The organism is Sphingomonas sp. (genome assembly GCF_019749955.1).
Taxonomy (GTDB): Bacteria; Pseudomonadota; Alphaproteobacteria; order Sphingomonadales; family Sphingomonadaceae; genus Sphingomonas.
The window spans coordinates 1-26,761 of the sequence record NZ_JAIEPC010000009.1; the positions used below are offsets into that span (position 1 = coordinate 1).

The window sequence follows — 26,761 nt, forward strand, 5'->3', positions numbered from 1 at the left end:
TCTGGAATCGCTAGCGAAATGATGGTCGCCGCAGTCAGTGCCATGCCCCACAATATCGCTCTTTGCCGCACTTTGGACATGGCGTTGAATCTGGCTGATATGTTCGCTCGCCACATTCCGACACCACGCCCAACCTTTAGGATGACGTTCATATGCTGCCCCTTTCGTTTTCAGCGAGGATTTGCGTCTCCCGTTCGTAAGCGGCGCGCTCGAAGACATTCCATTTTGGCGGCGGCGCTGGGCGGGCTTGCAAAATGGGTGTCGCAAGCCCGCTATTTTCGGCAGCGAGGTTCACACGCAAATCGCCGCTTGCGGGCGCGGCGATGGTCACCGCAGGAATCTGATCGCTATAAAGTGGCGCTGCGTTTACCACGCCAGCGTTGCCAACGACCTTTGCTACGTAGCCATTCCGAAATCCGCGCGTCTGGCTTCCCGTGTTATACATCGAGAGCGCGACCCGAAGGGCGGTTTGCGGATCACGACCGGCTTTTACCGAATTATAGTTCGTGGTGAGGACGCGAGCCAAAGCCGCGACGTTGGTGCAGGGGTCGAACACCGTCTCCCATGTGAGGCCGAGCCAGCGCATGTTGCGCGAGTTGATTTGACCAAGCCCCAGATCGACTGAATATCCTGCTGCTACATAAAGCCGGGCAGTTGCAGCGGCATCGGCTGCGCTGGTTTGGCGCGCGGGCTGCCTCCCGCCGTTGACGTTGAGGGCGAATTGTTCGCCGCTGCTTTCTGTTTGAATGATGGCAAGCACCGTTTCGGGTGCAACTGTTGGTGCGCATTGCGACGCCAAGGCAAGTATGGCCGCCGCTGAATGGGCCATTACACGCTTTCGCCCCCGGCCTTTAGGACCAACTTTGGTCGCGCTCCCCCATTCATTGTGCATCGCTCCCGACTTGCTGAATTCGTTAAAGAATGTCCCGTTTGTCTATCGAACTATTGATAGCCGTCAGGCGAAACGGTCAGCTATGGAATCACGAAGGCATTACGGGCGTTTCGGCTCGCCTGTCGAAAGCCGTAATGGCTTTTGACCTTCACTCTTGATCCTGCGGACTGTGTGCCTTGCGTCGCTAGGTGGGTTCGCTGACGGTCGATTCTTGAAGCCTGTTCACACAAGTAAGGCGAAATCGAACATTCGCCTTCGCAAACCCAAGGCCCCGCTGGCGTCATCCAGCTAGGGGCTAACTATGAACCGAAGCCGTTATGTAATCCGGCAACTCGACAAGACTGATCGAGCGATAATCGTGGCATTGACCGAAGATGGCCGCATGACCATCCGCGAACTTGCCATCCTAATTGATATGTCCAGTCCCAGCGTGAGCGAGCGGATTCTCAAGTTGAAAGATGCAGGCGCGATCCTGGGATATGGGGTATTGATCGACCCCAAGGTGTTCGGCCTTGGCACTTCGGCTTATGTGCGATTGAACGCGATGCCTGGCCAAGTGACGAGATTGGAGACGATGCTGGCCGATTCACCAGAAGTGGTCGAAGCAGATCGGGTGACTGGTCAAGACTGCTTTATTGCTAAAGTCGTGGTCAATGACGAACACGAACTCCAAAACGTGGTTGATCGTTTCGTGCCGTTCGCATCGACCGACACAGCCATCATCCAATCCTCGCCGGTCATCAGACGCCTACCCAAATTATAGTTCAACCCAGCGGGGGCTGACTCAAATGGCCCAAATCAGCAGATTGCTAAATCGACGTTCAAGTAGGTGTTTGGCCATGCTCGTTGACGGGCTGTCCCTCTGCCATCGGCATTGGCCGAAGCCACCCGGATTCCGCGATCAGGCCGCAATGGTCGAAACGGACATAATCACACTTGTTCTTACGGCGCTTGTACCGTGCAGGCGGCAGAAGCAGTTAGCGATCAAATGACGTTGCCAGAATGGCACGTGCTTCCTCGCCAATCGCTGCCGCAATTGTCCGATAATGATCCGAAAACGCAACGCCCTCTCGCCAAGCTGCGGCGATCGAGCGCGAGGCATCCCAATCAGTAACCGTGAGCCGCTTTACCATTTCCTCTCCGCCAACCTCGGATAGCAGATAAAGTTCAGGCAGGATAGCAAAACCAAGGCCCGACCCACACATTTGCCGAAGGCTGTCGAGACTGGTTCCTTCATAATCTTCGAGCAATTCGGCCCCTAACTCCGCGCAAATTGTCAGCGTCTGCCGGTGTGCGTGGTGTCGCAGATCAAGACTTAGAATGCCGATGCCGGCGAGATCCCGGACGCCGACCTCAGATGCTTGCGAAAGATCATGTTCGGGCGGAGCAACGATGTGCAACGGCTCCCGGAAGAGTGGCTCGATATGCAGATTGCTCCCGGATATAGGCAGGGGAGACAGCAGCATGTCGAGTTCCCCACGTGCCAGCTCACGCGCCTGATCGTCAGGAATGCCTTCACGAATATGGAGGCGCATGTCCGGGAAACGCTTGTGCAAAGAAGCGATGATGCCAGGCATCAAGTAGGGACCGATCGTCGGTGAGATTCCAAAGCGGATTGTCCCGCCCACGCCGTCTTTTGCGCGACGGGCGAGGTCTTCAATGTCTTTGACGCCCAGCAGAATCTTGCGCGCACGGGTTACGATTTCGCGCCCGATCGGCGTCATCTGGACGGGACTTTCATTGCGTTCGACGAGCGTGACGCCAAGCCTTGATTCGAGCGCACGCAACTGTTGGCTGAGCGTTGGTTGCGAAACATTCACGGCATCAGCTGCGCGCCGGAAATTGTGATAATCAGCGACCGCTACGAGATAGCTGAATTGACGAATTGTACTCATGACACCTCCTGATAGTTACTGCCTATCACAAGTGCGTTGGTAATTCAATTTGAACAATCACTGCGGTCGGTTAATCTGCGAACTTGAAGAGGACTCGGCTGAGCACGCCCTTGACCGCCACCGGCACGTTTCCGGTGGCAAGTCCGGACGTTGATAACGCGGTCGCGATTCTGCCGATCAAGATTTGAAAAAAGCGAAAGGATACACAATTATGCTCACCTCCGCCCGAAAATCCGTTTTCCTCTATGGAACCGTCGACACATTTTCCATGACGGAAGGCGGGCCCAGGCTGGCGCTTGACGTCTGCGAATCCATTGGAGCCTGCCTGACGGCAACATTCTACAATTTGGAAAACAATGTGCCGCCGCCAAAATGGGGACGCGATAGCGCTGAGCTTGAGGCTTTCTCTGACCGCCGCGAAGCCGCCAATTTAGCGAACGTCGAAACATTACGCTCCGAAGCCCTACGACGGAGTATCGGCTTCAGCGCTGTCACCAACATCGTTCATTCGCACGGCGTGGTGGCGAGCCTGGCTGATCGGGCTCGTTTGTACGACCTGATCGTTACCGGCGTCGATCGTCACGGTATGCTCAGTGATCGCAGCATCGCCGAGCATCTCTTGTTCGCGACGGGACGCCCGGTTCTGGTGACACCGACCCACTTCAGCGCCACCTTCTCCTGCCGCCGAATGGTCGCCGCATGGGACAATAGTCGGTCTGCCGCACGCGCACTCAACGATGCGCTGTTGCTGTTCCCGGACGTAGAGGAAATTGTCCTGCTGGTTATTGGAGGAGAAAAGGCAATCGACTCCAGCCTCGACGACGCCGAAGTCCTCGGTGCGCTGCAAATGCGCAATGTGCAGGCAACGATAGAGCGACGCGCATTCGGCGGTCGATCGATCGGGTCAGCGATCCAAGAATCGGCAATCGATCTTTCGGCGGACCTGCTCATTATGGGAGGATACGGGCATTCTAGGCTGCGCGAGTTCCTGCTTGGTGGTGCCACGGCTTCGGTGCTCGATCAGCCGATGCTGCCTGTCTTGCTATCACATTGACGCCACATTGCGCAGTATCGACATATCCCAATGCCCGCTTCAAGAATTGCTAATGCGATAGACGCATCCTATCGTTTCGGGTATGGAAATTCGATTGGATCAATAACTGCAATCCAGCTATTTGTTTGTCATGGAGATGCAATATGAAACAGATGCTTAAGAAGCTGCAGCAAAGTCACCGCCGATTGAACCGCCTGATCGATAACACCCGAAACCCGGCGCAACAGGATGAAATGAAAACCCTGAAGCGCCTTAGACTGCTGTTGAAGGATAAGATTTCGCAATTGCTGCGTTCGCAAAGGTCGATTGCTCCTTAGAAATCCAGCCTTGCGGGGCGGCGTGATGACCATTCCCCAGTCATAACGCCGCCCCATTTTTTATTTGTACCGATGCAGGTGTCGGAAAAGGAACAGATGATGACAACCAATGTTGTAATGTCCTGTCCGACTTGCAATGTTGCGCTGGTAATGAGCGAGCGACAAGGAATCGAGATTGACTATTGCCCGCAATGCCGGGGCATTTGGCTCGACCGGGGCGAACTCGACAAGATCATCGAGCGTTCCGCAGCTCCAGTCCAGGGCGACACACTTCAACCGTCATCTGATCGTGCCCACAGCCGCGACCCGCATTATCGCGGGAAGAAGCGCAAGTCCTTTCTTTCCGAGCTGTTCGATTGACCGTTTTCCTAACCCACCCGCGCGCCAACGAGCCAGAAAATTTGAATGACAGGATCGCAGCATGACTGAATGGCTTTTTTTCGATTTTCTGGGCAAGCCTGCCTGGCTTTGGTTGAGCTTCGTCGCAATCGTCGTCGTTCTGCTTGTCATCGATCTTGGCGTTGTCCATCGTAAATCGAAAGAGATCGGCGTTGCCGAGAGTCTGATTACCTCGGCAGTCTATATTATGCTCGGGTTGGCTTTTGGCGGCTGGGTGTGGTGGTATATGGGTGCCACAGCCGGAATGAACTATCTTACCGGCTTTGTTATCGAAAAGAGTCTGGCGATGGACAATGTGTTCGTAATCGCCATGATTTTCACCTATTTTGCGGTTCCGCGGATTTACCAGCATCGCGTACTTTTCTGGGGCATCCTGGGTGTCATTGTGCTGAGAGCGATCATGATCGGCCTCGGTGCCACGCTGGTCGAGCAGTTCAGCTGGGTTCTTTATGTTTTCGCTGCCTTCCTGGTCTTCACCGGAATCAAGATGTGGGTGTTCGCCGACAAGCAATATGACGTGTCTGCAAACCCGGTGCTGAAATATGTCAAGCGCCGTTACCGTGTGACCGACGAGCTGCATGGCGAACGCTTCTGGGTGCAGCAGACTGATCCGAAGACGGGAAAACTTGCGTGGTTCATGACGCCATTGTTCCTCGCGCTCATCATGATCGAGATCGTCGACCTGGTGTTTGCGGTCGATAGCGTGCCTGCAATTTTTGCGATCACGACCGATCCGTTCATTGTTTATACGTCGAACATCTTCGCAATTCTGGGTCTGCGCGCCTTGTACTTTGCTCTCGCGGCAATGGTCGATCGTTTCCATTACCTTAAATATGCGCTTGCGGTTCTGCTGGTCTTTATCGGGTCCAAAATCTTCGTCGCCGACGCGTTAGGCCTCGCCAAGATTCCGCCGCCAGTCTCACTCGCAATCACATTCGCAATCCTTGCAGTCGGCATCGGCTGGTCGCTCTGGAAAACCCGCAGCGCGGCATCGTCGCGCTGACCCCTACATTAACCAACAGAATAGTAAGGAATATACATGAACCGTTTTACATTTTCAGTACCAGTGTTCGCTGGATTGGCCATTGCCGCCGCACAGCCTGCCTTGGCCCACACTTCAGTTACCGCCACAAACACAGCCGAGCAAAAAGCCACGGCAGTCTATGCGCCAATCACGGTCACTGAAGTTGAGGCCGCCCAACAGGCATGGGGCACGGCGCTGGTTGCGATTGCAACCGAATATGACCGAAACGGCAGGGTTGCGGCCACCCGCATCGCCGAACAAGTGCTCGACACAGCATATGGCTACAATATGGGCCCGGTGCTGTTCAAGCCAACGCTGACGACCGCGCCAACGACGTTCCGCACTACTCGTGAAGGTGCGCTGGCCTATTTCGTCGGCGGGAACCGGGCGTTTCCCGGTGACAGCGGGTTCGCATTCAAGGGCTGGCGCAGCTACAAAATCGACAATGCTGGCATCCTGATTACCGGCAACAGTGCAATCTCCATGGGTAATGTGACGCTGACCGACAGCAAGGGCAACGTTACCGTGGTCGACAAGACCTGGGGCTTTGTCCGCGATGGCGAAGGTAAGCTCAGGGTCGTTTTGCACCATTCGTCGCTGCCATATGCGGCGAAGTAGGTCGCCTACACGCTCTCGCTAGTCCACCCATTCAGGTCGCCGCCGCCTTCTGCTCAGGCGACCTGAATGTGGCCATCCCTGCCGCGAAAACCTGATGTGCCGTCGTGGTTAGACGGCGCAGGGAGTCGTGCGCGCCCGCAATCCAGTTCCAATCCCAGTATGAGGTAAATCATGAAACATCTATCAGTCCAAATCACTCTTGCCGCATGTCTTGCGGTCACGCCTGTTACCGCGTTTGCACAACCCGAAGGCGGACAGATCCAGGTCAAACTACTAGGCACGGCAGTGCTGCCCGAAGGCAACATTACCAGCGTTCGAACCGATACCATCGGGCTGCCCGCAGGTTCACAGACTAAGGCTGACAATAGCGTGGTTCCAACTATCGCTGCCGAATATTTTCTGAGTCCGAATTTTTCGGTCGAGACCATCTGCTGCATTACGTCGCATAATGTGAGTGGCAATGGTGCTCTGGCGGGCGCGAACTTGATCAAGAATGCGGTAATTCTGCCCGCGACGATCACTGCGAAGTATCACCTGAATACCGGCACGGCCTTCAAGCCTTACATCGGGGCGGGGCCTTCTTACTTCGTAATATTCGGTGAAGACGTTGACAACAGTGCGCAAGCGCTCGGCGCAACGAGTGCCAGCCTTTCGAACGATTTGGGCTTTGCGCTGCAAGCAGGGGCCGATATCACCCTGAACGACAAAGGCCTCGGGCTAAGCATTGATGCAAAACGATACTTTATCGACACCACGGCTCGCTTTCGGGCAGGGACCACAACGCTACTCGAAACGAAACACAGGCTTGATCCCTGGGTGATCAGTGCTGGACTCGCGTATCGTTTTTGATCGGCTATGATGGCGCATTCAGTTGTCCAAGTTGTACCGCTTGCGGGCAGCTTGCCGCTGGTTCCTAGAATGGCCAATTTCACGGGCAAAACCTCAGATTCCGCCGACTTCATCGGTCCGGCGGAATTTGAGGCGTGCCATCCCGAGCAGATCCCGAGTAACCGTTCTGAAAACGAATTTAACAGCGTGACCCATGCAGACCATTCCTTGGTTGATCGAAGGTTGGGCTGGGCTAAAGATTATATGTGTTAAAGTGTAATTCAAAAAATAGTCTTGGCCGTTTCAATTACAGAACAGCCTGGCATTGATAGCTATCAATCTGTGCAATTACATCACGTCGATATGCAGACGCCCGAGGAAGCAACCGAATGAAGACTCACGCCACTCTAATCATCTGCCTCGGATTCGCGCTTGCACCCGTTCCGGCGCTGGCGAACAACGATTCCGCCGAGTTGTGGTTCAACCCGTCGGTTTCGTTCGACCTTGACGCGGATACGGGCATCGAAATTGAAACTGCGCAGCGTTTCCGCAATGCCGGTGACGGGCGTGTTGATACCTATTTCGGACGCATCTGGCTGAACCAGAGTATTTCCAAGAATGCCACGCTTAGCGGTGCGATCGAGCGACGGATCAACAATGGAGGCGATGACGAAACGCGCCTCATCCAGCAGCTTTCGACCAGCCACGGTATTCTGCGCACCCGGCTGCGGCTCGAACATCGGTTTGTCGGCAATGCAGACCAGGTTGGATTTCGCTTGCGGCCAAGACTTGGCGTGGCAGTGCCGCTCGACACGGAAAAACGCTGGACCCTCAGAACCGATGCAGAGCTCATGTTCACGCTTCGGAGCACGCGCGACGGAGGGACTAATGGCCTTACCGGACTGCGGACGCAGCTGGGCGTGAGTTACGACATCAACGACCGCCTCACCCTGAGCGGTACTTACTTGCGACAACAGGAGTTCGAACGCGGTGCTCCCGATGATGTCGGTCACGCCCCGCTTATCGGCATCGAATACGCCTTCTGAAGTGAATGAGGCCGATCAATGTCGATGATGATTGATACTGGAATGACCGCCCTGCTGTCGCCTATGATCCTGTTTTTTGTGCTCGGCGGATTTGCAGGTTTGGTGCGCTCTGACTTGTCCGTGCCGGAAGCGCTGGCAAAAGCAATGTCGATATACCTTATGGCTGCCATCGGCCTGAAGGGCGGCATCCAGATTGCCGAGACCGGGCTTACCTCTCAATTTGTTCTTGCTCTCGTGGCGGGCGTTACCTTGAGCGCGGTTTTGCCGATTCCGGTCTATGCCTTGCTACGCAAAGCAGGCGGACTTGATCGCCTGAACGCCTCTGCTGTTGCCGCTCATTACGGTTCGGTCAGTGTCGTCACTTTCGTGACAGGATCAGAAATCCTAGCGGCGATGGAAATGCCTGCTGCCGGTTTCATGGTCGCCGTTATGGCCGCCATGGAAACGCCTGCGATTATTGCAGGACTGTTGTTGGCGCGCAGCGCCATGAGCCCTGGAACTCGCTCGCCTGGCCCTGCTATCTGGCATGAAACATTGCTGAACGGATCGGTAGTTTTGCTCGTCGGCAGCCTTGCGATTGGCTTTGCGGTTGGCAAGGAAGGAGCAGCCCCCGTCCAGCCATTCTTCGAGGCGGGCTTCCGGGGCGTTCTGTGCCTTTTCCTGCTCGACATGGGCCTCATTGCGGCGAGAAGGCTCAGAGAAACGAGAAATCTGACCTGGCGGCTGGTTGCCTTGGGTGTCGCGATCCCCGTTGCGCAAGGCGCTCTGGGCGTTGTCACTGGCCACGCGATCGGGCTGGATACGGCCACGTCAGCCGCGCTGGGCATACTCGCTGCCAGCGCATCCTACATCGCTGTTCCCGCCGTAATGCGCATGTCGCTCCCGCAGGCCGATCCTGGAATCTCGCTTGGAATGGTGCTCGCCGTAACATTTCCATTCAATGTAATTTTTGGCATACCGGTATATATCGCACTGGCATCGAGGATTGGGACATGAAAGTTGAAGTCGTTCAGCGCCGCAGGATCGAAGTTCTCCTTGATCGGCCGCTTGCTTCGCTTGTGATAGATGCCACTGTTCGCGCCGGAATCAATGGCTATACCCTCTTGCCAGTACAGAGTGGGGCGGGCCATAGCGGGACGTGGACGGACGATGAAATTAGCGGAGCGCAGGCAAAGGTCATTTTACTTAGCGTCACATCGCAGGAAAAAACCGAACGGTTCATAGACGATATCGCTCCAATCCTCGACAGTCACGGCCTGGTTCTGTTCATTGGCATCGTTGATGTTGTTCGTGGGTCGCGATTCTAATACCCTGCCGCCTTTTTGAACTGACATGACGCTCGACAAGAGGCGGGAGCAGGCGTCATCGGACCTGTCGAGTGAACCCGATCAGGACTACAACATTGCCCGCGCGACTCCGTAGAGGCTGGTGATCGTAAGCACGATTCCGACCAGAATTAGCAGCGGCTTGGCTGGAACCCGCTTCGTCACCAAAGCCCCGAGCGGCGCAGCGACGACGCCGCCGATGACCAACCCAGCCGTGGCGATGGTGAATGCGGCGAGACCGAGGGTGAAAATGAACGTAGCGGAGATAGACACAGCCAAAAAGAACTCGACGGTATTGACGGTGCCAACCACTTTTCGAGGGCTTCCGCCTTGTACCAGCAGGTTGCTGGTCACCACTGCACCCCAGCCGCCGCCGCCTGCCGCATCCAGAAAGCCCCCGACAAGCCCAAGCGGCGCAACAAACTTGTGCGTCTTTTCGGTTGGATGAAATCTGATACCCCGCCACAGCAGATACAGGCCAATGGCACACAAGTATGCGAGTACGAATGGCCGAGCCGCTTCGGCATTGACCGAGGACAGTATATAGGCACCCAGAACGCCGCCAGCCACGCCGGGAATCACCAACCGCCGGAAGAGCTTCCAATCGACATTGCGGTGGGCGATGTGGCTAATGCCCGAAGCGCCGGTAGTGAAGCTTTCGGCCGCATGGACCCCGGCCGAGGCTGCGGCCGGAGGAACGCCCATGCTGATTAGTAACGTATTTGAGATGACACCGAACGCCATGCCAAGCGCGCCATCCAACAGTTGCGCCGCAAAGCCGATTGCGATGAAGGGCAGCAAGGCCTCAAAGGTGAAAGCCGAAAGATCCATGGCGGCTATCATGTCCTCAAGATCGAACGACCGAGCCGTTCCTGCTGCTCCGGTCAGGGCAATGGCTCGCTTAATGCAGTGGCCATCGGGTAGCCGGGATTCACCGGCAAGTGCTCATGGGCGCAGCTCTCGCGCCTGAGCACTCGCTGGCAGTAGCGATGATTCAGCGGCGCTGGCCCAAGAACTGAAGCAGGAAGCTGAACATGTTGACGAAGTCGAGATAAAGCGACAGCGCGCCCATGATCACGGTTTTGCTCATCATGTCGGTGCCTGCCACTTCGAAATACAAGCTCTTGATCCGCTGCGTGTCGTAGGCTGTGAGGCCGGCGAACAGCAGCACGCCGATGAAGCTGATCGCCATTTGCATCGCGGTCGATTGCAAGAAGATGTTGATGATCATCGCCACCAACAAGCCGACCACGCCCATGATCAGGAAGGTGCCCATGCCGGACAGATCCTTCTTGGTGGTGTAACCGAACAGGCTGAGGCCGGCGAACGCCGCCGCCGCCGCGAAGAAGGTGGTGGCGATCGAGGTGCCGGTGTAAACTAGGAAGATCGATGCCATCGACAGGCCCATCACCGTTGCGAATGCCCAGAAGAGCAGTTGCGCGGTTCCTGTCGAAAGCCGATTGATGCCGAAGCTCAGCACCAGCACGAACGCCAAGGGGGCAAGCATTATCACATATTTGAGGATGCCTGGACCGCCGAGAACCTGCGCCGCCGCCCCGGTGCTTGCAAACAGCAGAGCAACTATACCGGTCAGCAGCACGCCAGACGCCATGTAATTGTAGACCGACAGCATGTAGGATCGAAGACCCTCATGGTAGGCGATGCTTTCTTGGCCGACTCCAGCCCCTACCAGTTGCGGGCTGATTGACGATCTGGGATCAAATCTGTTTGCCACTTTCATTCTCCATTATTTAAAGAGGCGCCTGCCCGTCGAGGAACATCAGTTGGCTTCAGAATACGTCTAAACTGAGCTGCCCTACTTTCACTCGAAACCATAGTGTTGGGTCTTTTGCCGATCAGTCAATGCCTCGGACTTGTGGTTAAGTCTATTCGAAAGGTTGACCATAAAGTGATAGATAGCATCTATCGCTTTATGTTGCACTTGACAGTGCTATCGTTCACTCGCTGGATGTTATCGTTCCCCGAGTGGGCCTCCTAAATTTGGATCTGCGGCGGAAGTATGTCGGCTCTCAGCCAGCGACAGTAAGCCAGCCGGATCGCTCCGCCGCGATGTGGTAATCCGGCGCTGCCAGCTATGCGTCCATCGGACAATTGCTGACCGGATACAAATCGAGGCTCTGGAACTGATCAGGTAAAATGCTTACCCGCCTTCGAGGCGGTGATAGTCTGTAGCTATTACTCTACGTGAAAGATCATATTAGCTTCTAATTGCATATAGCTCTAAATCAGATTTCGCGGACCGGGCCCCTCTGGTGGCTGTTCTCCCTGACAGTTGCGATGTCGGACCGCCTCAGGCTGGCCCGATGCGTTCCCTCCTCCCCTCGGATGGCATCGTGGCTGGCCTGACCGACCGAACCATTGATTGGAGATATGGCAATGAACAGGCTTAGTTATCGACTGCTGCTGATTTACAGCAAGCTAGATGCCGAGGTGCGTCGCGAGCACCAGCGGCGCTTCCCGAACCCCTTGCGGTTGCTGCGGCTGAAGAAGCTGCGGCTCGCAATCAAGGATCGGATGCACCGGCTTGCGTTCGTTCGTCAAACCGGAAAGGCATGAACCATGCGAACCGCAGAAACTGTCGCAGTCATGCCCTGTCCGGTCTGCAAGACCGGCCTTAGCTTATCCGACCGCCAAGGCGTCGAAATCGACTATTGCCCCACCTGTCGGGGCGTATGGCTGGACCGAGGAGAATTGGACAAGATCATCGAACGCAGCGTCGAAGATACAGCACCGGCCCGGCGTTCGGCCGAACCGCCAAGTCGAGAGTCGCGTCCGACTGGCTATGATCATTTTGATGATGATGACGGTCGATATCGCCGTGGCAAACGGAAGAAATCGTTCTTGTCGGAACTATTCGACTGATCTGGTCCGCTGCTTGCGACGGCTCTCCATCCACATCGCTGAATTGACGCCGCTATGGATAAGGCGACGACATCTATGTCTCACACCGCATCATCAGCGATATCCGCCACATTCATTTCCGCTGAGCATGCACTGATTTTAGAATGGAAACACCACAATGCCTAATCGCACATCGTCAAGGCGCTTTTCCAAGCAGTCTTGGGAAGAACTCATCGCCGAATCCCCGCCCCAATATAATCAGCGTATTTTGGAAGGGGTCGTCGCTGGTTGTGCAATCATGGCCTATGCGGACGGATGGGTCACCGACGATGAGCGTCGGCGCATGCTCGGGTTGATCCGCCGTTTCGAACCGATTGCGGTATTCGGTCTGGACGACATCAACGGCTATTTTGAAGAAATTAGCGCCATTTTCATCGATGACCACGACAAAGGTGAACGCGAATCTCTGGCTATACTTTCACGACTCAGCGGCGAAAGTCGAAATGCTGCACTACTCGTCGAAGCCTGTTGCGCCATTGCATCCGCCGACAGTTGTTTCGATGCCGATGAGCGCGCAGCCGCTGTCCGGATATGCGAAGCGCTGGGGCTTGACCCGGCAGATTTCGACCTCGCCGATGCTGCCTGAGGCCTCGCCGTCGAGATGGCGCGCGACCGACCCTCAGACAATTGAAAAGTTCAATTTCGACCAAGGAAGCAACCCGACTGCGAGCCGACATCACCAAGCACCAGCTCAATAGCGTGATGCCGCACTTGCGAACCATAAAAGCAATTCAGGAGGTATGAAAATGGCGTTCAAGGATGTTCTCCTCCAATTGAGCAGCTACCCCGAAGCGACCCCTGCCAAAGCAATCGATCAGGCGGTCCGCATCGCCGAGAATCTGGGTGCCCACATTTCGGCGCTCGCGCTGGAAATAGAAATGCCAAATGCCGGCAATGCGCTCGCGAACGCAATGCTCGATATCAAGGGCATGATCGCCGCCGAAAGACGCAAAAGTTCGGCGAATGCTCGGCAGTTGATCAAGACATTCGATGACATTGCGACACAACGCGGCGTTGGACATGATCACATTCCCGGAGCGTGTCAAAGCTCGCAGCTCGCAGCGATCGTTACCGCTCAAGCCCGAATGCATGACATCACGATCATTCCGGTCGGCGATCAGCCGCAGCAGCTATATGTTGCCGAAAGCGTCATATTTGGTTCCGGTCGACCGACTATGATTTTGCCGGAAGCGTCAGCAAACGAGAGTTCTACTTCGTTCGGCAGCATCGGAGTAGCTTGGGATTTTAGCCGACCGGCAGCGCGCGCAATCGCGGATGCCATGCCCATTTTGCGGCGCGCCAAATCTGTTCAAATTTTGACCATCACGCAAGACAAGGTGATGGACACAAAGCACACCGGCGCGGATCTGGCGAGGCATCTGGCTTGGCATGGAATTGAGGTTGTGCTGAAGGAGAAATCTGCCGCAGGCCGTCCGATCGGGCAGGCATTGGCAGATTACGCAGTCTCCGAGCAATTCGACCTGCTTGTTATGGGTGCATACGGTCATTCGCGCATGCGTGATTTCATTCTGGGCGGCGCAACAACAACCATCCTCGATAACCCGCCACTGCCGGTGCTGCTGTCGCATTGAGATGCTGCCATATCATAGTCCGTGACGAATTTGAATCGGACGCAACCAAAAAAACAATGGCGCCCCCGAAAGGCGTCTCCCTCGATGCAAAAGTGTCGGCCAAGAAATAAGGACTACTCGTGGAATTTATTGTCGAATTTATGAATAACGATTTCCTGGGCAAGCCTGCCTGGCTCTGGTTCATATTCCTTATCATCGTCGGGGCGTTGTTGGCGTTCGACCTTGGCGTCCTGCACAAGGATGACAAGGAACTGGGCGTTGCGGAAAGCCTGGCTTTATCGGCGTTCTATATCGCCATCGCGATGGTGTTCGGTGCATGGCTGTGGTGGTCGATGGGACCGGTCTCGGGGATGGAATATTTCACCGGATATGCGCTCGAAAAGGCGCTTTCGATCGACAATGTCTTCGTGATTTCGCTGATCTTCGGCTATTTCGCCATACCTGCCAAATACCAGTATCGCGCCCTATTATGGGGTATCCTGGCGGTGTTGATCCTGCGCGGCATCATGATCGGGCTCGGTGCAGCTCTGGTCCAGCAGTATGAATGGGTGCTCTACATTTTTGGCGCCTTCCTGATCGCCACAGGGGTCAAGATGCTGGTCATGGGAGACAGCCCGCAGGACGTGTCAAAGAACCCGATCGTGCGCTTCCTGTCCAAGCGGATGCGCGTCACCGACGAGTTGCATGGTCCGCTGTTTTTCGTCCGCAAGCTCGACCCGGCGACCGGAAAATTGGCCCGTTTCGCGACACCACTATTTCTCGCGCTCGTCGTAATCAACATTGCCGATCTCGTGTTCGCGGTGGACTCCGTGCCGGCGATCTTTGCCATCACGACTGACACCTATATCGTATTCACGGCCAATATCATGGCAATCCTCGGTCTTCGCGCCCTTTATTTCGCGTTGGCCGCAATGGTGCATCGCTTCGAATATCTGAAATACGCGCTTGCCATCGTTCTCGTCTTTATCGGGGTCAAAATTTTCTGGAACCAGATCGTCGGCAAGGTCGATCCGTCAATCTCGCTCGGCGTGACGCTCTCGATCATCGCAACCGGCGTTTTCTACTCACTTTGGAAAACGCGCGGCGCTGTGGCGCACGAAATTGCCGTTTCGGAAACGGAAGCGCCGCCCCGCCTCCAAGAAGGCCGGTCCCCATCGCCTTCAGCCGGAACCGATCCATGATCGCTAACGCCGCATCAGCGGCTTTCAGCTTCGCAAATTTCAGCCGGTTTCGACCAATCGTTGTTTCACGATGCGGCGCATTACGGCGTCTGGTTCCACGCCGATCTCTAGCAGCACATTGCTCGCGAGCTGAAGACTGGCATCAATGGTTTCGGGTGTGCAGAAAGTTGCGCCCAGCGCCTTTAGCCTACGGGCGTGTTCGGCGTCTCTGGCTCTGGCATGGATCGGGACCATCGGCCAACGGCGGTGTATCTCGCTCACGATACCGCTTGCGGCGACCGCATCATTCATAGTCACGACCACTGCGGCTGCTTCCTCGATTCCGGCTTTGGCGAGAATGTCGATCCCCGAAGCATCGCCATAAAAGACGGGCAGTTTAAGATCCCTGAGCCTGGCGATCAGCGCGGCGTCGACATCGACCGCCACAAATTCCACCCCTTCGGCCCTTAACGTCTCAGAAAGCGTCTGCCCGACCCTGCCAAAGCCTGCAATAATAACGTGACCCTCGCAATCGCGAAAACCGTCGTCATCATCCTGCCCGTCGATCGATGCACTCTTGCGGTCCATTTGTCGTGAGAGCTTTTGTGCCAGTTGCGCAACAATTGGCGTCAACAGCATCCCCACGCCCGCGAGGATCAAGATGCGCTGTTGCATATCACCGGCGATGAGGCCGACGCTCGCCGCAGCGCCAAGGATGACAAATGCGAATTCACCGCCTTGGCCAAGCAGAAGGCCCGTTTCGATTGCTACCGTGCGCGACTTGCCAAACAACAAAGCCAATATAGTTATGATCGACGCCTTGAGGAACCACAGTCCTGCGACGCTCGCGCCAATGACAAGTGGATCGGAGAACACATCTCTCCAATCAATTCCCATGCCGACAGACATGAAGAACAAGCCGAGAAGCAGTCCCTTGAACGGTTCGATATCAACTGCGATCTGGTGACGATATTCGGTTTCAGCGAGCAGCAGGCCGGCAAGCAATGCACCAAGCGCCATCGAAAGGCCGAAAGATGCAGTGAGAGCGGATACTCCGACCGCTACAAGCAATACGGCAGCCGTAAACATCTCGGCGTTTTTTACTTGCGCGACCTGACGCAGGAGCGGTCGGAGCAGCACGCGCCCGGCTGCATATATGGCGACGATGACCAATACGCCCTTGCCCAGTGCAAGGGCCAGCCCGCCGATCGGACTCTGGTCGCCGGACGTCGCAAGAACGCCCACCATGAAAAGTATCGGCACGACGGCAAGGTCTTGCATCAACAATATCGCGAACCCCGTCCGGCCGACCGGCGTGGTCTGGAGGCGGCCTTGCATGAACATCTGCATGACGATGGCGGTGGACGATAAGGATAGCGCCGCGCCGATGATTACGGCGGAGGTGCTGTCGGCACCCAGGCCCGTTGCGATCCAGGCTATGAGTGCGGTGGTCACGATGATCTGGAGCGCGCCCATCCCGAAAACGAGTCGGCGAGACGACCACAGCCGATCAAGTGAAAGCTCCAGTCCGATCATGAACATCAGGAACACCACACCGATCTCGGCGAAAGCGCGAACGCCCGCAGTATCGGATATCACCATGTCGGACAGGAACGGGTATTGTTCCACCAGCAAACCGATGCCGAAGGGTCCGATCAGCCCGCCGATCAGCAGATAGCCGAGCACGGGGCTGACCTTCACCCGGGTGAGCAGAGGCACCGCAATTCCGGCAATCGCAAGAAATATAAGGGCTTCGCGCAGATAGGGGATGCCATATTGCGTCTCCATCACGCAGCGTTTTCGCGCAGCACGATTGTGTCGCCAATCTGATTATGGCTTGGCCATTGCTTCAGGCAAAAAAGCCACCGAGCAGGCTTGATGGAACCGAATCCGGCTGTTGCCGATACCTCTCTTTGAAAGAGCGTTCCAAAAGGGCCTGACGATGATATTCTTGCAGGCACTGTCAACATTTTGTCCATCGCACGATCCCCTATCCCATATCGGTACCATTGTCGCCAAGCACTCAGCTGGCCCGAAAAATCGCGTTCGCACCGCACAATCTTGATGCTATTGTGGATTGTTCCGATAACCCGTTGGTCCATCGCATGTTTACGTCTGGTCGATCAAGCGAACCTGATCTAGAGACGAATATTGCTGACGCGTTTAACTATCATGCTAACCGGATCGGATGGCGATGAAAATGCTTAACCGTCCAAAATCGATGCTGCGTGACTTCATCAAATCTGAGGCGTCGGGGGGCATAATCTTAATGATCGTGGCTTTTGTTGCCATGATTATGGCGAACTCTTCGTTTGCATCCTCGTATTTCGGAATACTTGATTGGACCATTGGACCCACATTTACGCCAAAACTCGGTCCCACGACGCTTCATTTGTGGATTAACGACGGCCTGATGGCCATTTTCTTTTACGTCGTTGGCCTTGAGGTAAAACGCGAGTTTCTTGATGGTCATTTGACGACTTGGGCCGACCGGCGCCTCCCGCTGGTCGCCGCGCTCGGCGGCATGGCTTTTCCTGCCGTCGTTTATCTGAGCATTGTTGCCGGCAATGCTGACCTGACCCGCGGTTGGGCGATCCCGGCGGCGACTGACATCGCGTTCGCGCTCGGGGTCGTCGCAATGCTCGGAAAGCGCGTGCCGACTTCGCTCAAGCTTTTTCTGACAACCGTTGCGATTATCGATGACATGGGTGCGGTGGCGATCATCGCCCTGTTTTATACATCGACGCTCACGTTGTGGGCGCTGGCCGCCGCTATCGCAGTCTTTGCGCTTCTGTTGCTGCTGAATCGCTGGGGCGCCCGGCATCCTGCCTGGTACCTGATTGGATTTGCATTGATGTGGTATTTCATGCTGGTCTCTGGCGTCCATGCAACCATCGCCGGCGTGCTGGCGGCATTCGCCGTACCGCTCCGCGCAACACCGGCCGCACCGGAAGCCGCGGACTCTACGCTTCACCGCCTTGAACACGGACTGCACCCCTGGGTTGCCTTTGCCATCGTCCCGATCTTCGGATTTGCCAATGCTGGTGTATCTCTCGATGGTCTGGGGCTAGATACAGTGTTGGCTCCGCTTCCGCTTGGCATTGCTCTGGGATTATTCATCGGCAAGCAACTTGGTGTTTTTGGCTTGGTCGCGCTGGCAGTGCGTCTGCGAATTGCACAGCGTCCAGCAGGGGCAAGCTGGCGACAAATCTATGGCGTGAGCCTGCTGTGCGGCATCGGGTTCACGATGAGCCTGTTCATAGGAGCGCTGGCCTTCCCGAATCAACCGGAAGCCGACGCGGCAAAAATTGGCGTTCTCATCGGCTCTCTTGCGAGTGCATTGCTCGCAGTCTTGGTCCTGCGCTTTTCCGGTTCCTTGCTACCTAAGCCAGTGAAATCTTAATACCTGGTCCGAGCTAGATGATCCGACGTTCAGCGCAAGCGGAAGATCGCCCCGCCTTTTTTTCGCAGCGTAATCGGCGCTGAGTCATACCTGTTGGCTAACCGCTTATCCGCTCGCCGGACAAGTCGGCGCGCGGTTCGGACAACAAACAGCGTTATTCGTGTTGGCCGCACTTGCGATGTGTGGTGTCGCCATCGCATTCCGGCTGTGGCCTGCGCGAAACCCAAAGGCGATCAAGCATTAGATCCAGACCTATCCGGCAATCATCCGCACAAGCTGGACCATGCAACGTCGCAATCATGACATGTGCATGACTATCTGATCGACGATCTTCACGCCAACTGGCCACGCTGATTCTTGGCAGAAATCCGAAGCCACATTCGGGGTAGCCCAAAAAAATCTACACTGTTCCTGCACAGGACAAAAATGGTCTGTTTTTGTGAGTTATTTCCGTGACTTACAAGTCGTCGATATGGTCGGGACGACAGGAGAGCGACGCGATGAACGGCGGCTGCCTCAATCCCCGCAAAGCAGGCATGCCGCGCGAGCGTATGCTTGCGCATAGATTGTTTAACGCGGCGCCGGATGAAGAGGAGTTGCCGCGTCGTCGCAGCCATAATTTCCATTGATTGACGCTGAAAATTTACACAAAACCTTACACAGTTCTTGACCCAAGGAAAATAATGTTATATTCTACAAATGCTTACGGTAGTCTCGTCCCACTTAAAATCTGTCTTCCCTATGGAAATGCGGGTTCAAGTCCCGCCGTCCGCACCATAGCCCCCGGCCCGCCCGCGTGGCACAAGAGCTGTCATGCGCCGACTCCGAGCTGCCCTTTCGATTGCCTTCGCCGCGCTGGCGCTGGCCGGTTGTGACCGCCGCGCCGATCGCGGCCCGGTGATTGTCAGCGCGATCGGCAAGACGCCGGGGCTGGTCGATCCCGCGCGCGGGGCGACCGACATGCCCGCGCGGCTGATGATCGATTCGGTCGCGCAGGGGCTCGTCCGCTTCGACGCGAGCGGGCAGATCGCGCCGGGGCTCGCCGAACGCTGGACCGTGCTCGACAATGGGCTCAGCTATGTTTTTCGGCTGCGCGATGCCGAATGGAGCGATGGCGAAGCGGTGAAAGCCGCCGATGTCGTCGCGGTGCTGAACCGCGAACTGGGGCGCGAGTCGCGCAATCCGCTCCGCCCCTTCCTGACAGCGATCGACGAAGTCGTCGAAATGACGCCGCAGGTGGTCGAGATTCGCCTGTCACGCCCCCGCCCCGATCTGCTGAAGCTGTTCGCCCAACCCGAACTCGCGATGTTCAAGGCGCGCCCACCGGCGGGCAGCGGGCCGTTCCGGCTGCAGGCGCGCGGGCGCAACTGGGTGATGCTGCGCCCCGCCTTTGATCCGGTCCGCGCCGCCGCCGAAGATGTGCAGGAGCCCGGCCCCGAGCAATCGGTGCAGCTGTACGGCGAACGCGCGTCGCGCGCGATCCTGCGCTTCGTCGCGCGCGAATCGGACATGGTAACGGGGGGCAGCTTCGTCGACTGGCCTTTGCTCGCGGGCGTGCAGGTGGCCCCCGCCAATTTGAAGATCGATCCCGCCGCGGGGCTGTTCGGGCTCGCTGTCGTCAACCGTGACGGCTTCCTGGCCGATGCGGCGAACCGGCTCGCGGTCGCGCAGGCAATCGACCGCACCGCTCTCGTCGCGGCTTATGCGCCGGGCTGGACCGCCGACGAACGGCTGCTGCCCGATCAGCTCGATTCGAGCAGCCCGCCGGTGCTGCCGAGCTGGACCCGGCTCGACCCCGCCGCGCGGCGCGACGGCGCGCGCGCCCGCGTCGCGCGCTGGCGGGCTGACAACGACACAGCGCCCGTGCTGCGGATCGCGCTGCCCAAGGGGCCGGGCGCGACGATCCTCTATGGCTTTGTCGGCGCATCGCTCCGCGCGATCGGTATCGAGCCGCAGCGCGTGCCGATGGGCGCCAGCGCCGACCTGCGGCTAATCGATGCGGTTGCGCCCTATGACAGCGCGCGCTGGTACCTCGGCACCGCGTGCCAGCTTTGTAGCCCCGATGTCGCTGCCAAGATCGATGCGGCGCGCGAAGCACCCGACATGGCCAGCCGTGCGGCGCGCCTTGCCGAGGCGGATATGGCACTGGCCGAGGACGGTGCCTATATCCCGATCGCGCGGCCCTTGCGCTGGAACCTCGTCGCGCTGCGGCTGGCCCGGTGGCAGGGGAACGCCCGCGCGTGGCATTCGTTGAATGCGCTGCGTAACGAGAGGCAATGATGGCTGGCCGCACTTCCCGTATCGATCCCGAGACCGTGTCGCGGTTCGCCGAAGTCTTGGCGCTGAAGGACGATCCGGCGTCGGTGCGGCGCCGGGTCGAGGCGCTTGAACATCTGATGGAAGGATTGGTGACGCTCCCCGGCATCAACCGCAAAATCGGCCTCGACGTGATCCTCGATCTGGTGCCGATTGCGGGCGATGCGGTGGCGGCGGCAATGGGCGCCTATATGATCTGGGAAGCGCGCAATCTGGGCATGTCGCGCTGGCAGATGACGCGGATGGCGACCAATGTCGGCATCGACTTCGGGCTGGGGCTGATCCCCTTTGTCGGCGCGATCCCCGATTTCTTCTTCCGGTCGAACACGCGCAACCTGAAGATCATCAAGCGCCACCTCGACAAACATCACCCGTCGAGCGTGCTTATCGACGCGAAGCCCCGCGCCAAATCTTGATCGGCGCGTCCGCCGCCAGCCCGCCCTGATGCGCGGGGCAGCGCGCATAGGCGAATTGCTTGTCGAGGCAGAGCCACACTTCCTCTAGCCAGCCCGATTTGTTGGCCGTGATCCGCATCATATCGGCATTGATGCCGCGATTGGCGCCCGCAATCGCCGTCGCGACGTCGCCCGCCGTCAGCCCGTCACGCCGCGACAGCGCGTTCATGTCGGGATAGCGCAGGGCCGCATAGAGCCGGGAGGATTTGGCGAAATAATCGGCCGGGCGGCTGCTCATGCAGGTGCCGTGCTTGGCCCATTCATGCTGGATCAACTGCGCCGAGGGGGTCGCGCAGAGCTGGCCGCGAATAACCGGCGCGGGGACGATGCCCGTCGCGCGGCAATATTGCGGCCATTCGGGCCCCTCGCCATCGGGCCACAGCCCGTGCAGCGTGAAGCCGAAGCGATTGCCGCTGCCGCATTCGAACTTGGCCGACGCGTCGCTGGCATTGTTGTGGCAATATTGCGCGGCCCAGCTGATCGCCAGCGTATAGCCGCCGATCGGCAGCACGCGCTTGGGCTGGGCGGGCGTCGGCAGATCGGGGCGCGGGCGCGGCAGCTTGGCCGGGACCGCGCAGCTATAAGCCTGCGCCTGTGCGAGCGTCGGCAGCGCGAGCGCGGCGAGCGTCAGCGCAAGGCGGATCATGCCGCGCGCGCCGTTTCGCCGAACCACGCCGGCGTATCGGGCCGGAACATCATGCTAACAGCCGCCATCAGCAGCGCGGACGCCCCAAGGCTGAACAGCGACCCCACGAGACTACGCGACTCAGCGCCAAAACCGGTCACCAGCCCGAACAAAAGAAACGCCGCACCGAGCAAATTGATCGCTGCGAGCGCCACCAGTAGCCATTTGGCGACGACTGCTCCTTTACGGCTGATGAAATACCACAGCAGAAGCTGCGCCAGCACCCCCAGCCCGAGCATCGACGGCAGCAGCCATGGGCCGACAGTCTCATTGGCCTGCGCCAGCGCGGGATTGTCGCTGCCGAAGAGGGCGACCGACGACCCCACCAGACCGACCATGATATGGCCGAGGTAGAATTGTTCGAAGCGAACGATCGATGCGGGCCGGTTCATGGCAATTCCCCTTGGTGTTGCGTCATCATAGCGCCCGGCTGGCGCGGCTCAAGCGGCTGAAAAATCGAGACCGATATCGGCAGCGGGCGCCGATTGCGTCAGCCGCCCGACGCTGATGAAGGTCACGCCCGTCTCGGCAATCGCGCGGATCGTGTCGAGCCGGACGCCGCCCGAAGCCTCGGTCGGCACGCGCCCGGCGACGAGCGCGACCGCCTCGCGCAGCATCGGTGGCGGCATGTTGTCGAGCAGCAGGTGCGTGGCGCCCGCCGCCAGCGCGGGCGCGATCTGATCGATCCGGTCGACTTCGACGATGATCCGCTCGATGCCCGCCCCGACCGCGCGCCGCACCGCTTCGCCGACCGACCCTGCAACCGCGACATGATTGTCCTTGATCATCGCCGCGTCCCACAGGCCCATGCGGTGATTGGTGGCACCGCCCATCCGCGTCGCATATTTTTCGAGCATGCGCAGGCCGGGAATCGTCTTGCGCGTATCGAGCAAGGTCGCACCGGTCCCCGCAATCGCATCCACGTAGCTGCGCGTCATCGTAGCGATGCCCGACAGATGCTGAACCGTATTGAGCGCCGACCGTTCCGCCGTCAGCAGCGCGCGCGCGCGCCCTTCGAGCCGCAGCAAATCGGTGCTCGCCGCGACGCTGTCGCCGTCCGCCACCAGCGCCTCGATCCGCACCTCGGGGTCAAGCGCGCGGAAAAAGGCTTCGGCAATCGGCAAGCCCGCGACCACAATCGGGTCGCGGCTGTCCATCACCCCGGTGAAGCGCGCGTCGGCGGGGATGACGGCGGCGGCGGTGATGTCGCCCCCCTGCCCCAAATCCTCGGCCAGCGTCGCCGCAACGAACGCGTCGAGATCGACTCCGGGCAAGGCAATGTTCATGCGCTGCGCCTTGGCAAAACCCCCTCGCGATTACCAGCCCTGCGTCGCCGTCCCCGCCACGGTGTAGAGCGTCACCAACAGCCCGACGAGTATCGCCCCCGGCCGGTGGCTCCCCGTCCGCCGCCAGGTGAAGATGCCGATCGCGGCGATCACCGGCAGCAGCACGATGAACTGGATCGCGATCACCGTCGTCAGGGGGTCGAACGCCGTCGGCAATTGGCCGGTCAGGTAGAACACGCCGTAATCAACCGCGAGCAGCACGAAGATGCCGAACACCATCGCCGCCTTCGCCCAGCCATATTGCGCCAGCCAGCCGTCGCCTTTCACCGTCAGCCGCCCGGTCAGCGTCCGCATCGCCGCGACAAAGCCGAAGGTGATCGGCACGACATAGATCGCCGCGATCGTCAGTTGCTGCACGCTCGGCAGCTTGATCCCGACCACCCACAGCCGGAAATCGGTGACGAAGACCCGGTCGACCAGCGCCAGCAGCGCATAGCCCGCAGCGGTGCTGAGCGCCGCAATCGCGATCGACTGGCCCCAGCCCGATTGCGGCCCGACACGCGTCCCCCGCCCGATCCAGGTACTGATCGCCGCGCCCACCAGCAGCCACAGCGCCACTTGCGTGCTCACCGTCTGCGGCAGCACCGGATTGGGCGGCACCAGCAGAAACACGGCGATGAAGCAGGGGAAGAAGGTCAGCATCGGCAGGAAGGCGGTTTGCAGGAAAGCGGTGCGCCATTTGCCGTCACGCCGCACGCTGCCCGGAACCGGCTCGCGCCGCAGCCCTGCAAAGGCGGAAACGCCGAGGAGCAGATCGAACGTGCCGAGCACCACCAGCACGAAGCCGATCAGCCCGAGGCCGGTGCCGATTTCCTTGCCGACCCAGATCTGGTCGCTCGACGGAATGGCCTTGCCGCCCTTGAGCGTCACCGAAAACCAGTCGATCGCGCGCGCCACCGCTTCGGGCGAAATATGGTCGCCCGGATGCGTCACCGCCGGCGTCGCCAAAATGCGCGCGGTGCCATCGGCGATCGATCCATAAAGCTTGCGTGGCTGAATCGTTTCGGTGGTACCGAACACGGCTTTGAGCTTTGCGGACGTACCGATGTCACGCGCCTTGTCGACGCCCCACATCAGTTTCGAGAATTCATCGTACTGGCTGAACACCAGCCCCAGATTGCGTGGCCATACCGGGCTGCCTTCCTTGGCGAAGGGCGCGCCGGTCGACGATCCTTCGAGCACGATCGCCTTATACGCATCGGGCATCGCGGCGGCGGCGGCGAGCACGGTCCAGCCGCCCATGCTGTGCCCCTCCAGCCCGATATTGGCGGTGTCGACCATCGGCAGCGACCGCAGATATTTCAGCCCATCCGGCCCGCCAAAGCCATCGGCATAGGCCGGGCCATCGCTATAACCGTGCCCGCGCTGGTCCAGCGCCAGCACGACACAGCCGCGCCGCGCGAATTCGATCGCGAACGCATCCTGCGTCTCGCGCGAGTTGATATAGCCGTGGACCGCGAGAATGCCGGGCGCCTTGGCCAGCGGGGTCGCGCCCGGCGGCACATAGAGCAGCGCGCTCATCGTCTTGCCGCTCGCGCCAATGAACCGGATGTCGCGCACCGACACGCCGCCGCTGGTCTGCACCGACGATGCCCACCAGGCGCCGCCGATTGCCAGGATCAGCCCCAGCACCACCATCCACAACCCGCCGCGCGGTGTCCTTGCCATCATCATCCCCCGTTGACCGCGCCCATTAACCATATCAGGCATCGCAGCGACGGTCGTTGCCGCGCAGTTGGAGAGCCGATCATGCCCGAGGTCAAGGTTTTCGCGTTCGATGTGTTCGGCACCGTCGTCGACTGGCGCAGCAGCATCGCGCGCGAGGTCGCGCCGCTGGTGGGCGATGCGATCGATCCGGGCGCCTTCGCCGATGCGTGGCGCGCGCGCTATCAGCCCGCGATGGAGGCGTGCCGCAGCGGGGCGCGGCCCTATACGCGGCTCGACATCCTCAACCGCGAGACGCTCGACGATCTGCTCGGCTTGCTGGGTCTTGACTGGGACGAAGCGACCCGCGCCGATATCGCCATGGCGTGGCGGCGGCTCGATCCTTGGCCCGATGCGGTGGCGGGCCTCGCGCGGATCAGGGCGCATTTCCCCATCGTGACGCTGTCGAACGGCAATATCGCGCTGACGCTGGAGATGGCGCGGCGTGCGGGCCTGCCGTGGGATGCAATCCTCGGCGCCGAAGCGACGGGGATCTACAAGCCGCTGCCGGGCGCGTACCTCGGCACCGCCGACATCCTCGGCATCGCGCCCGAGGAATTGTGCCTCGTCGCCGCGCACCACAGCGACCTCGCCGCCGCCCGCGCCGCCGGGTTAAAAACCGCCTTCATCGCCCGCCCGATGGAATATGGCGGCGCCCCCGCCCCCGACGCGCATTTCGCGCAGGCGTGGGAGTGGTCCGCCAACGCTATCACTGATCTGGCGACGCAACTCGGCTGCTGACGCTTGCCATACCGCGCGCGCCAAGCGCAGATGCGCGCAAACCAAGCACAGGAGCGGACGCATGAAAGCAGCAGTCTATTACAGCAACGGCGACCCCAGCGTGCTTGTTTATGAGGATGTGGCCGATCCCGTCTGCCACCCCAAGGGCGTCGTGATCCGCGTGGAAGCGGTGAGCATCGAGGGCGGCGACACGCTCAACCGCTGGCGCGGCCCGCTCGTCACCACGCCGCACATTGTCGGCTATCAGGCGGCGGGCGAGATCATCGAAGTCGGCGCCGAAGTCACGCATCTGAAGGTTGGCGACCGGGTGGCGACGGTCGACGCGTTCGGCTCACATGCCGAACTGCGCCCGGTGCCTGCGCGCAATTGCTGGCCGATCCCCGCCGGGCTTGATCCTGCCAAGGCCGCCGTCGTGCCGGTCGCGTTCGGGACGGCGCATGAATGCCTGTTCGGGCGCGGTGGGCTGAAGGCCGGCGAAGTCGCGCTGATCCAGGCGGGCGCAAGCGGCGTCGGCATCGCCGCGATTCAGCTGGCGAAACAGGCCGGGGCGACGGTGCTCGCCACCGCATCGAGCGACGAGCGGCTCGATCGGTTGAAGGCCTACGGCCTCGACCACGGCATCAATTACAAGCGCGATGAGGTGGCGGCCGAAGTGCGGCGGCTGACCGGCGGCAAGGGCGCCGATGTGGTGGTCGATCCGGTCGGCGGCACGACGCTCCAAGGCTCGATCGACGCGCTCGCCTATCGCGGGCGGTTGTCGATGGTGGGCGCGGCCGGGCGCGAGGCGATGAAGGTCGACGTCGCCTCGCTGATGGGCGGCAACCGGAGCCTGAGCGGCGTTTTCCTCGGCGCCGAAATCATGACCGACCGGGTGCACGACATGATCCAGGGGCTGATCGAGGATGTCGCTGCGGGGAAGCTGGAAGTGGTGATCGACCGGAGCTTCGCGCTATCGGAAGCGGCGGAAGCGCATGCGTATATCGAGAGCCGGCAGGCGGTCGGGCGGGTGGTGCTGGTGCCTTGATGGGCGCGTGGGGAG

Annotated in this window: 30 protein-coding genes; 21 read left to right on the forward strand and 9 right to left on the reverse strand. The window is 59.1% G+C overall.

The genetic code is table 11. The features are described from left to right. Nucleotides 1-148: 148 nt before the first annotated feature. Nucleotides 149-829, reverse strand: coding sequence for a lytic transglycosylase domain-containing protein (locus K2W81_RS02115; RefSeq protein WP_294100872.1), 681 nt, complete (start codon nucleotides 827-829; stop codon nucleotides 149-151). Between the two features lie 364 nt (nucleotides 830-1,193). Between K2W81_RS02115 and K2W81_RS02120 the strand changes: the two genes are divergently transcribed. Continuing rightward, entirely contained in the window at nucleotides 1,194-1,655 is a 462-nt protein-coding gene (locus K2W81_RS02120; RefSeq protein ID WP_294100873.1) for an Lrp/AsnC family transcriptional regulator, read from the forward strand. Nucleotides 1,656-1,869: 214 nt separating this feature from the next. Here K2W81_RS02120 and K2W81_RS02125 read toward each other — a convergent pair whose 3' ends face one another. Beyond that, nucleotides 1,870-2,787: a hydrogen peroxide-inducible genes activator gene (locus tag K2W81_RS02125; protein ID WP_294100875.1), complete on the reverse strand. Its 918-nt coding sequence runs from the start codon at nucleotides 2,785-2,787 to the stop codon at nucleotides 1,870-1,872. A gap of 184 nt (nucleotides 2,788-2,971) precedes the next feature. Between K2W81_RS02125 and K2W81_RS02130 the strand changes: the two genes are divergently transcribed. From K2W81_RS02130 to K2W81_RS02175, 10 genes are all read left to right on the forward strand, one after another. Beyond that, nucleotides 2,972-3,841 (forward strand): universal stress protein, encoded by an 870-nt coding sequence (locus K2W81_RS02130; RefSeq protein WP_294100877.1) that lies wholly within the window; start codon nucleotides 2,972-2,974, stop codon nucleotides 3,839-3,841. A gap of 143 nt (nucleotides 3,842-3,984) precedes the next feature. After that, on the forward strand, nucleotides 3,985-4,158 hold the full coding sequence (locus K2W81_RS02135; protein ID WP_294100879.1) for a DUF465 domain-containing protein: 174 nt from the start codon (nucleotides 3,985-3,987) through the stop codon (nucleotides 4,156-4,158). Nucleotides 4,159-4,257: 99 nt separating this feature from the next. Continuing rightward, nucleotides 4,258-4,518 carry a zf-TFIIB domain-containing protein gene (locus K2W81_RS02140; RefSeq protein ID WP_294100880.1) on the forward strand — a complete coding sequence of 87 codons (261 nt, stop codon included), beginning with the start codon at nucleotides 4,258-4,260 and terminating at the stop codon, nucleotides 4,516-4,518. Nucleotides 4,519-4,579: 61 nt separating this feature from the next. After that, complete coding sequence (locus tag K2W81_RS02145) at nucleotides 4,580-5,560, forward strand: TerC family protein (RefSeq protein ID WP_294100881.1); 981 nt, start codon at nucleotides 4,580-4,582, stop codon at nucleotides 5,558-5,560. Between the two features lie 36 nt (nucleotides 5,561-5,596). Then, the gene (locus K2W81_RS02150; protein ID WP_294100883.1) at nucleotides 5,597-6,199 is read left to right on the forward strand and encodes a hypothetical protein; all 603 of its coding nucleotides are present in this window, start codon (nucleotides 5,597-5,599) and stop codon (nucleotides 6,197-6,199) included. Nucleotides 6,200-6,370: 171 nt separating this feature from the next. Further along, nucleotides 6,371-7,048: an OmpW family outer membrane protein gene (locus K2W81_RS02155; protein WP_294100885.1), complete on the forward strand. Its 678-nt coding sequence runs from the start codon at nucleotides 6,371-6,373 to the stop codon at nucleotides 7,046-7,048. A 69-nt stretch (nucleotides 7,049-7,117) separates the two neighbouring features. Continuing rightward, complete coding sequence (locus K2W81_RS02160) at nucleotides 7,118-7,300, forward strand: hypothetical protein (RefSeq protein ID WP_294100887.1); 183 nt, start codon at nucleotides 7,118-7,120, stop codon at nucleotides 7,298-7,300. 116 nt (nucleotides 7,301-7,416) lie between these two features. Next, nucleotides 7,417-8,073, forward strand: coding sequence for a DUF2490 domain-containing protein (locus K2W81_RS02165; protein ID WP_294100889.1), 657 nt, complete (start codon nucleotides 7,417-7,419; stop codon nucleotides 8,071-8,073). A gap of 18 nt (nucleotides 8,074-8,091) precedes the next feature. Then, the gene (locus K2W81_RS02170) at nucleotides 8,092-9,069 is read left to right on the forward strand and encodes a sodium-dependent bicarbonate transport family permease (protein ID WP_294100893.1); all 978 of its coding nucleotides are present in this window, start codon (nucleotides 8,092-8,094) and stop codon (nucleotides 9,067-9,069) included. Then, complete coding sequence (locus K2W81_RS02175) at nucleotides 9,066-9,380, forward strand: hypothetical protein (RefSeq protein ID WP_294100895.1); 315 nt, start codon at nucleotides 9,066-9,068, stop codon at nucleotides 9,378-9,380. The genes K2W81_RS02170 and K2W81_RS02175 overlap by 4 nt, the downstream gene beginning before the upstream one ends. A gap of 87 nt (nucleotides 9,381-9,467) precedes the next feature. Here the strand turns inward: K2W81_RS02175 and K2W81_RS02180 are convergent, their stop codons facing one another. After that, nucleotides 9,468-10,229: a sulfite exporter TauE/SafE family protein gene (locus K2W81_RS02180; RefSeq protein WP_294100896.1), complete on the reverse strand. Its 762-nt coding sequence runs from the start codon at nucleotides 10,227-10,229 to the stop codon at nucleotides 9,468-9,470. Between the two features lie 163 nt (nucleotides 10,230-10,392). Then, on the reverse strand, nucleotides 10,393-11,133 hold the full coding sequence (locus K2W81_RS02185) for a Bax inhibitor-1/YccA family protein (RefSeq protein WP_294101160.1): 741 nt from the start codon (nucleotides 11,131-11,133) through the stop codon (nucleotides 10,393-10,395). Nucleotides 11,134-11,789: 656 nt separating this feature from the next. Here K2W81_RS02185 and K2W81_RS02190 point away from each other — a divergent pair. The 5 genes from K2W81_RS02190 to K2W81_RS02210 all read left to right on the forward strand — a co-directional run bounded on the left by K2W81_RS02190 (nucleotide 11,790) and on the right by K2W81_RS02210 (nucleotide 15,093). Further along, nucleotides 11,790-11,975, forward strand: coding sequence for a DUF465 domain-containing protein (locus K2W81_RS02190; RefSeq protein WP_294100898.1), 186 nt, complete (start codon nucleotides 11,790-11,792; stop codon nucleotides 11,973-11,975). A 3-nt stretch (nucleotides 11,976-11,978) separates the two neighbouring features. After that, nucleotides 11,979-12,281, forward strand: a complete 303-nt coding sequence (locus K2W81_RS02195; RefSeq protein ID WP_294100900.1) for a zf-TFIIB domain-containing protein — start codon at nucleotides 11,979-11,981, stop codon at nucleotides 12,279-12,281. Between the two features lie 157 nt (nucleotides 12,282-12,438). Beyond that, entirely contained in the window at nucleotides 12,439-12,906 is a 468-nt protein-coding gene (locus K2W81_RS02200; protein ID WP_294100902.1) for a TerB family tellurite resistance protein, read from the forward strand. A 160-nt stretch (nucleotides 12,907-13,066) separates the two neighbouring features. Continuing rightward, the gene (locus K2W81_RS02205) at nucleotides 13,067-13,912 is read left to right on the forward strand and encodes a universal stress protein (protein WP_294100903.1); all 846 of its coding nucleotides are present in this window, start codon (nucleotides 13,067-13,069) and stop codon (nucleotides 13,910-13,912) included. A gap of 140 nt (nucleotides 13,913-14,052) precedes the next feature. Further along, nucleotides 14,053-15,093, forward strand: a complete 1,041-nt coding sequence (locus K2W81_RS02210) for a TerC family protein (RefSeq protein WP_294101163.1) — start codon at nucleotides 14,053-14,055, stop codon at nucleotides 15,091-15,093. A 39-nt stretch (nucleotides 15,094-15,132) separates the two neighbouring features. Here the strand turns inward: K2W81_RS02210 and K2W81_RS02215 are convergent, their stop codons facing one another. Then, on the reverse strand, nucleotides 15,133-16,860 hold the full coding sequence (locus tag K2W81_RS02215) for a cation:proton antiporter (RefSeq protein WP_294100904.1): 1,728 nt from the start codon (nucleotides 16,858-16,860) through the stop codon (nucleotides 15,133-15,135). Between the two features lie 406 nt (nucleotides 16,861-17,266). Between K2W81_RS02215 and nhaA the strand changes: the two genes are divergently transcribed. The 3 genes from nhaA to K2W81_RS02230 all read left to right on the forward strand — a co-directional run bounded on the left by nhaA (nucleotide 17,267) and on the right by K2W81_RS02230 (nucleotide 21,207). Next, nucleotides 17,267-18,475 (forward strand): Na+/H+ antiporter NhaA, encoded by a 1,209-nt coding sequence (nhaA, locus tag K2W81_RS02220; protein WP_294101165.1) that lies wholly within the window; start codon nucleotides 17,267-17,269, stop codon nucleotides 18,473-18,475. An 813-nt stretch (nucleotides 18,476-19,288) separates the two neighbouring features. After that, nucleotides 19,289-20,755 (forward strand): ABC transporter substrate-binding protein, encoded by a 1,467-nt coding sequence (locus K2W81_RS02225; protein WP_294100906.1) that lies wholly within the window; start codon nucleotides 19,289-19,291, stop codon nucleotides 20,753-20,755. Further along, entirely contained in the window at nucleotides 20,755-21,207 is a 453-nt protein-coding gene (locus K2W81_RS02230) for a DUF4112 domain-containing protein (protein ID WP_294100908.1), read from the forward strand. Before K2W81_RS02225 ends, K2W81_RS02230 begins: the two co-directional genes overlap by 1 nt. Here K2W81_RS02230 and K2W81_RS02235 read toward each other — a convergent pair. The 4 genes from K2W81_RS02235 to K2W81_RS02250 are packed head-to-tail and all read right to left on the reverse strand — an operon-like array spanning nucleotide 21,176 to nucleotide 24,945. Further along, complete coding sequence (locus K2W81_RS02235; RefSeq protein WP_294100909.1) at nucleotides 21,176-21,892, reverse strand: ribonuclease T; 717 nt, start codon at nucleotides 21,890-21,892, stop codon at nucleotides 21,176-21,178. The genes K2W81_RS02230 and K2W81_RS02235 overlap by 32 nt on opposite strands. Then, complete coding sequence (locus K2W81_RS02240; RefSeq protein ID WP_294100910.1) at nucleotides 21,889-22,323, reverse strand: hypothetical protein; 435 nt, start codon at nucleotides 22,321-22,323, stop codon at nucleotides 21,889-21,891. The genes K2W81_RS02235 and K2W81_RS02240 overlap by 4 nt, the downstream gene beginning before the upstream one ends. A gap of 48 nt (nucleotides 22,324-22,371) precedes the next feature. Then, nucleotides 22,372-23,217, reverse strand: coding sequence for a carboxylating nicotinate-nucleotide diphosphorylase (gene nadC / locus K2W81_RS02245; RefSeq protein WP_294100911.1), 846 nt, complete (start codon nucleotides 23,215-23,217; stop codon nucleotides 22,372-22,374). A gap of 30 nt (nucleotides 23,218-23,247) precedes the next feature. Then, nucleotides 23,248-24,945 carry an alpha/beta fold hydrolase gene (locus K2W81_RS02250; protein ID WP_294100912.1) on the reverse strand — a complete coding sequence of 566 codons (1,698 nt, stop codon included), beginning with the start codon at nucleotides 24,943-24,945 and terminating at the stop codon, nucleotides 23,248-23,250. A gap of 81 nt (nucleotides 24,946-25,026) precedes the next feature. On the opposite strand from K2W81_RS02250, the gene K2W81_RS02255 reads away from it, so the two are divergent. Both K2W81_RS02255 and K2W81_RS02260 read left to right on the forward strand, forming a co-directional pair. Next, nucleotides 25,027-25,722: a haloacid dehalogenase type II gene (locus K2W81_RS02255; protein ID WP_294100913.1), complete on the forward strand. Its 696-nt coding sequence runs from the start codon at nucleotides 25,027-25,029 to the stop codon at nucleotides 25,720-25,722. A 61-nt stretch (nucleotides 25,723-25,783) separates the two neighbouring features. Beyond that, nucleotides 25,784-26,746 carry a zinc-binding alcohol dehydrogenase family protein gene (locus tag K2W81_RS02260; protein ID WP_294100914.1) on the forward strand — a complete coding sequence of 321 codons (963 nt, stop codon included), beginning with the start codon at nucleotides 25,784-25,786 and terminating at the stop codon, nucleotides 26,744-26,746. The last annotated feature ends 15 nt before the right edge of the window (nucleotides 26,747-26,761 follow it).

Bases quoted from the DNA above. Each gene is read 5' to 3' on its own strand.
- K2W81_RS02115 (WP_294100872.1), bottom strand. From the start codon at position 829: ATGGCCCATTCAGCGGCGGCCATACTTGCCTTGGCGTCGCAATGCGCA.
- K2W81_RS02120 (WP_294100873.1), top strand. From the start codon at position 1,194: ATGAACCGAAGCCGTTATGTAATCCGGCAACTCGACAAGACTGATCGA.
- K2W81_RS02125 (WP_294100875.1), bottom strand. From the start codon at position 2,787: ATGAGTACAATTCGTCAATTCAGCTATCTCGTAGCGGTCGCTGATTAT.
- K2W81_RS02135 (WP_294100879.1), top strand. From the start codon at position 3,985: ATGAAACAGATGCTTAAGAAGCTGCAGCAAAGTCACCGCCGATTGAAC.
- K2W81_RS02140 (WP_294100880.1), top strand. From the start codon at position 4,258: ATGACAACCAATGTTGTAATGTCCTGTCCGACTTGCAATGTTGCGCTG.
- K2W81_RS02145 (WP_294100881.1), top strand. From the start codon at position 4,580: ATGACTGAATGGCTTTTTTTCGATTTTCTGGGCAAGCCTGCCTGGCTT.
- K2W81_RS02150 (WP_294100883.1), top strand. From the start codon at position 5,597: ATGAACCGTTTTACATTTTCAGTACCAGTGTTCGCTGGATTGGCCATT.
- K2W81_RS02155 (WP_294100885.1), top strand. From the start codon at position 6,371: ATGAAACATCTATCAGTCCAAATCACTCTTGCCGCATGTCTTGCGGTC.
- K2W81_RS02160 (WP_294100887.1), top strand. From the start codon at position 7,118: ATGGCCAATTTCACGGGCAAAACCTCAGATTCCGCCGACTTCATCGGT.
- K2W81_RS02165 (WP_294100889.1), top strand. From the start codon at position 7,417: ATGAAGACTCACGCCACTCTAATCATCTGCCTCGGATTCGCGCTTGCA.
- K2W81_RS02170 (WP_294100893.1), top strand. From the start codon at position 8,092: ATGTCGATGATGATTGATACTGGAATGACCGCCCTGCTGTCGCCTATG.
- K2W81_RS02175 (WP_294100895.1), top strand. From the start codon at position 9,066: ATGAAAGTTGAAGTCGTTCAGCGCCGCAGGATCGAAGTTCTCCTTGAT.
- K2W81_RS02180 (WP_294100896.1), bottom strand. From the start codon at position 10,229: ATGGATCTTTCGGCTTTCACCTTTGAGGCCTTGCTGCCCTTCATCGCA.
- K2W81_RS02190 (WP_294100898.1), top strand. From the start codon at position 11,790: ATGGCAATGAACAGGCTTAGTTATCGACTGCTGCTGATTTACAGCAAG.
- K2W81_RS02195 (WP_294100900.1), top strand. From the start codon at position 11,979: ATGCGAACCGCAGAAACTGTCGCAGTCATGCCCTGTCCGGTCTGCAAG.
- K2W81_RS02200 (WP_294100902.1), top strand. From the start codon at position 12,439: ATGCCTAATCGCACATCGTCAAGGCGCTTTTCCAAGCAGTCTTGGGAA.
- K2W81_RS02205 (WP_294100903.1), top strand. From the start codon at position 13,067: ATGGCGTTCAAGGATGTTCTCCTCCAATTGAGCAGCTACCCCGAAGCG.
- K2W81_RS02210 (WP_294101163.1), top strand. From the start codon at position 14,053: ATGAATAACGATTTCCTGGGCAAGCCTGCCTGGCTCTGGTTCATATTC.
- K2W81_RS02215 (WP_294100904.1), bottom strand. From the start codon at position 16,860: ATGGAGACGCAATATGGCATCCCCTATCTGCGCGAAGCCCTTATATTT.
- nhaA (WP_294101165.1), top strand. From the start codon at position 17,267: ATGAAAATGCTTAACCGTCCAAAATCGATGCTGCGTGACTTCATCAAA.
- K2W81_RS02225 (WP_294100906.1), top strand. From the start codon at position 19,289: ATGCGCCGACTCCGAGCTGCCCTTTCGATTGCCTTCGCCGCGCTGGCG.
- K2W81_RS02230 (WP_294100908.1), top strand. From the start codon at position 20,755: ATGGCTGGCCGCACTTCCCGTATCGATCCCGAGACCGTGTCGCGGTTC.
- K2W81_RS02235 (WP_294100909.1), bottom strand. From the start codon at position 21,892: ATGATCCGCCTTGCGCTGACGCTCGCCGCGCTCGCGCTGCCGACGCTC.
- K2W81_RS02240 (WP_294100910.1), bottom strand. From the start codon at position 22,323: ATGAACCGGCCCGCATCGATCGTTCGCTTCGAACAATTCTACCTCGGC.
- nadC (WP_294100911.1), bottom strand. From the start codon at position 23,217: ATGAACATTGCCTTGCCCGGAGTCGATCTCGACGCGTTCGTTGCGGCG.
- K2W81_RS02250 (WP_294100912.1), bottom strand. From the start codon at position 24,945: ATGGCAAGGACACCGCGCGGCGGGTTGTGGATGGTGGTGCTGGGGCTG.
- K2W81_RS02255 (WP_294100913.1), top strand. From the start codon at position 25,027: ATGCCCGAGGTCAAGGTTTTCGCGTTCGATGTGTTCGGCACCGTCGTC.
- K2W81_RS02260 (WP_294100914.1), top strand. From the start codon at position 25,784: ATGAAAGCAGCAGTCTATTACAGCAACGGCGACCCCAGCGTGCTTGTT.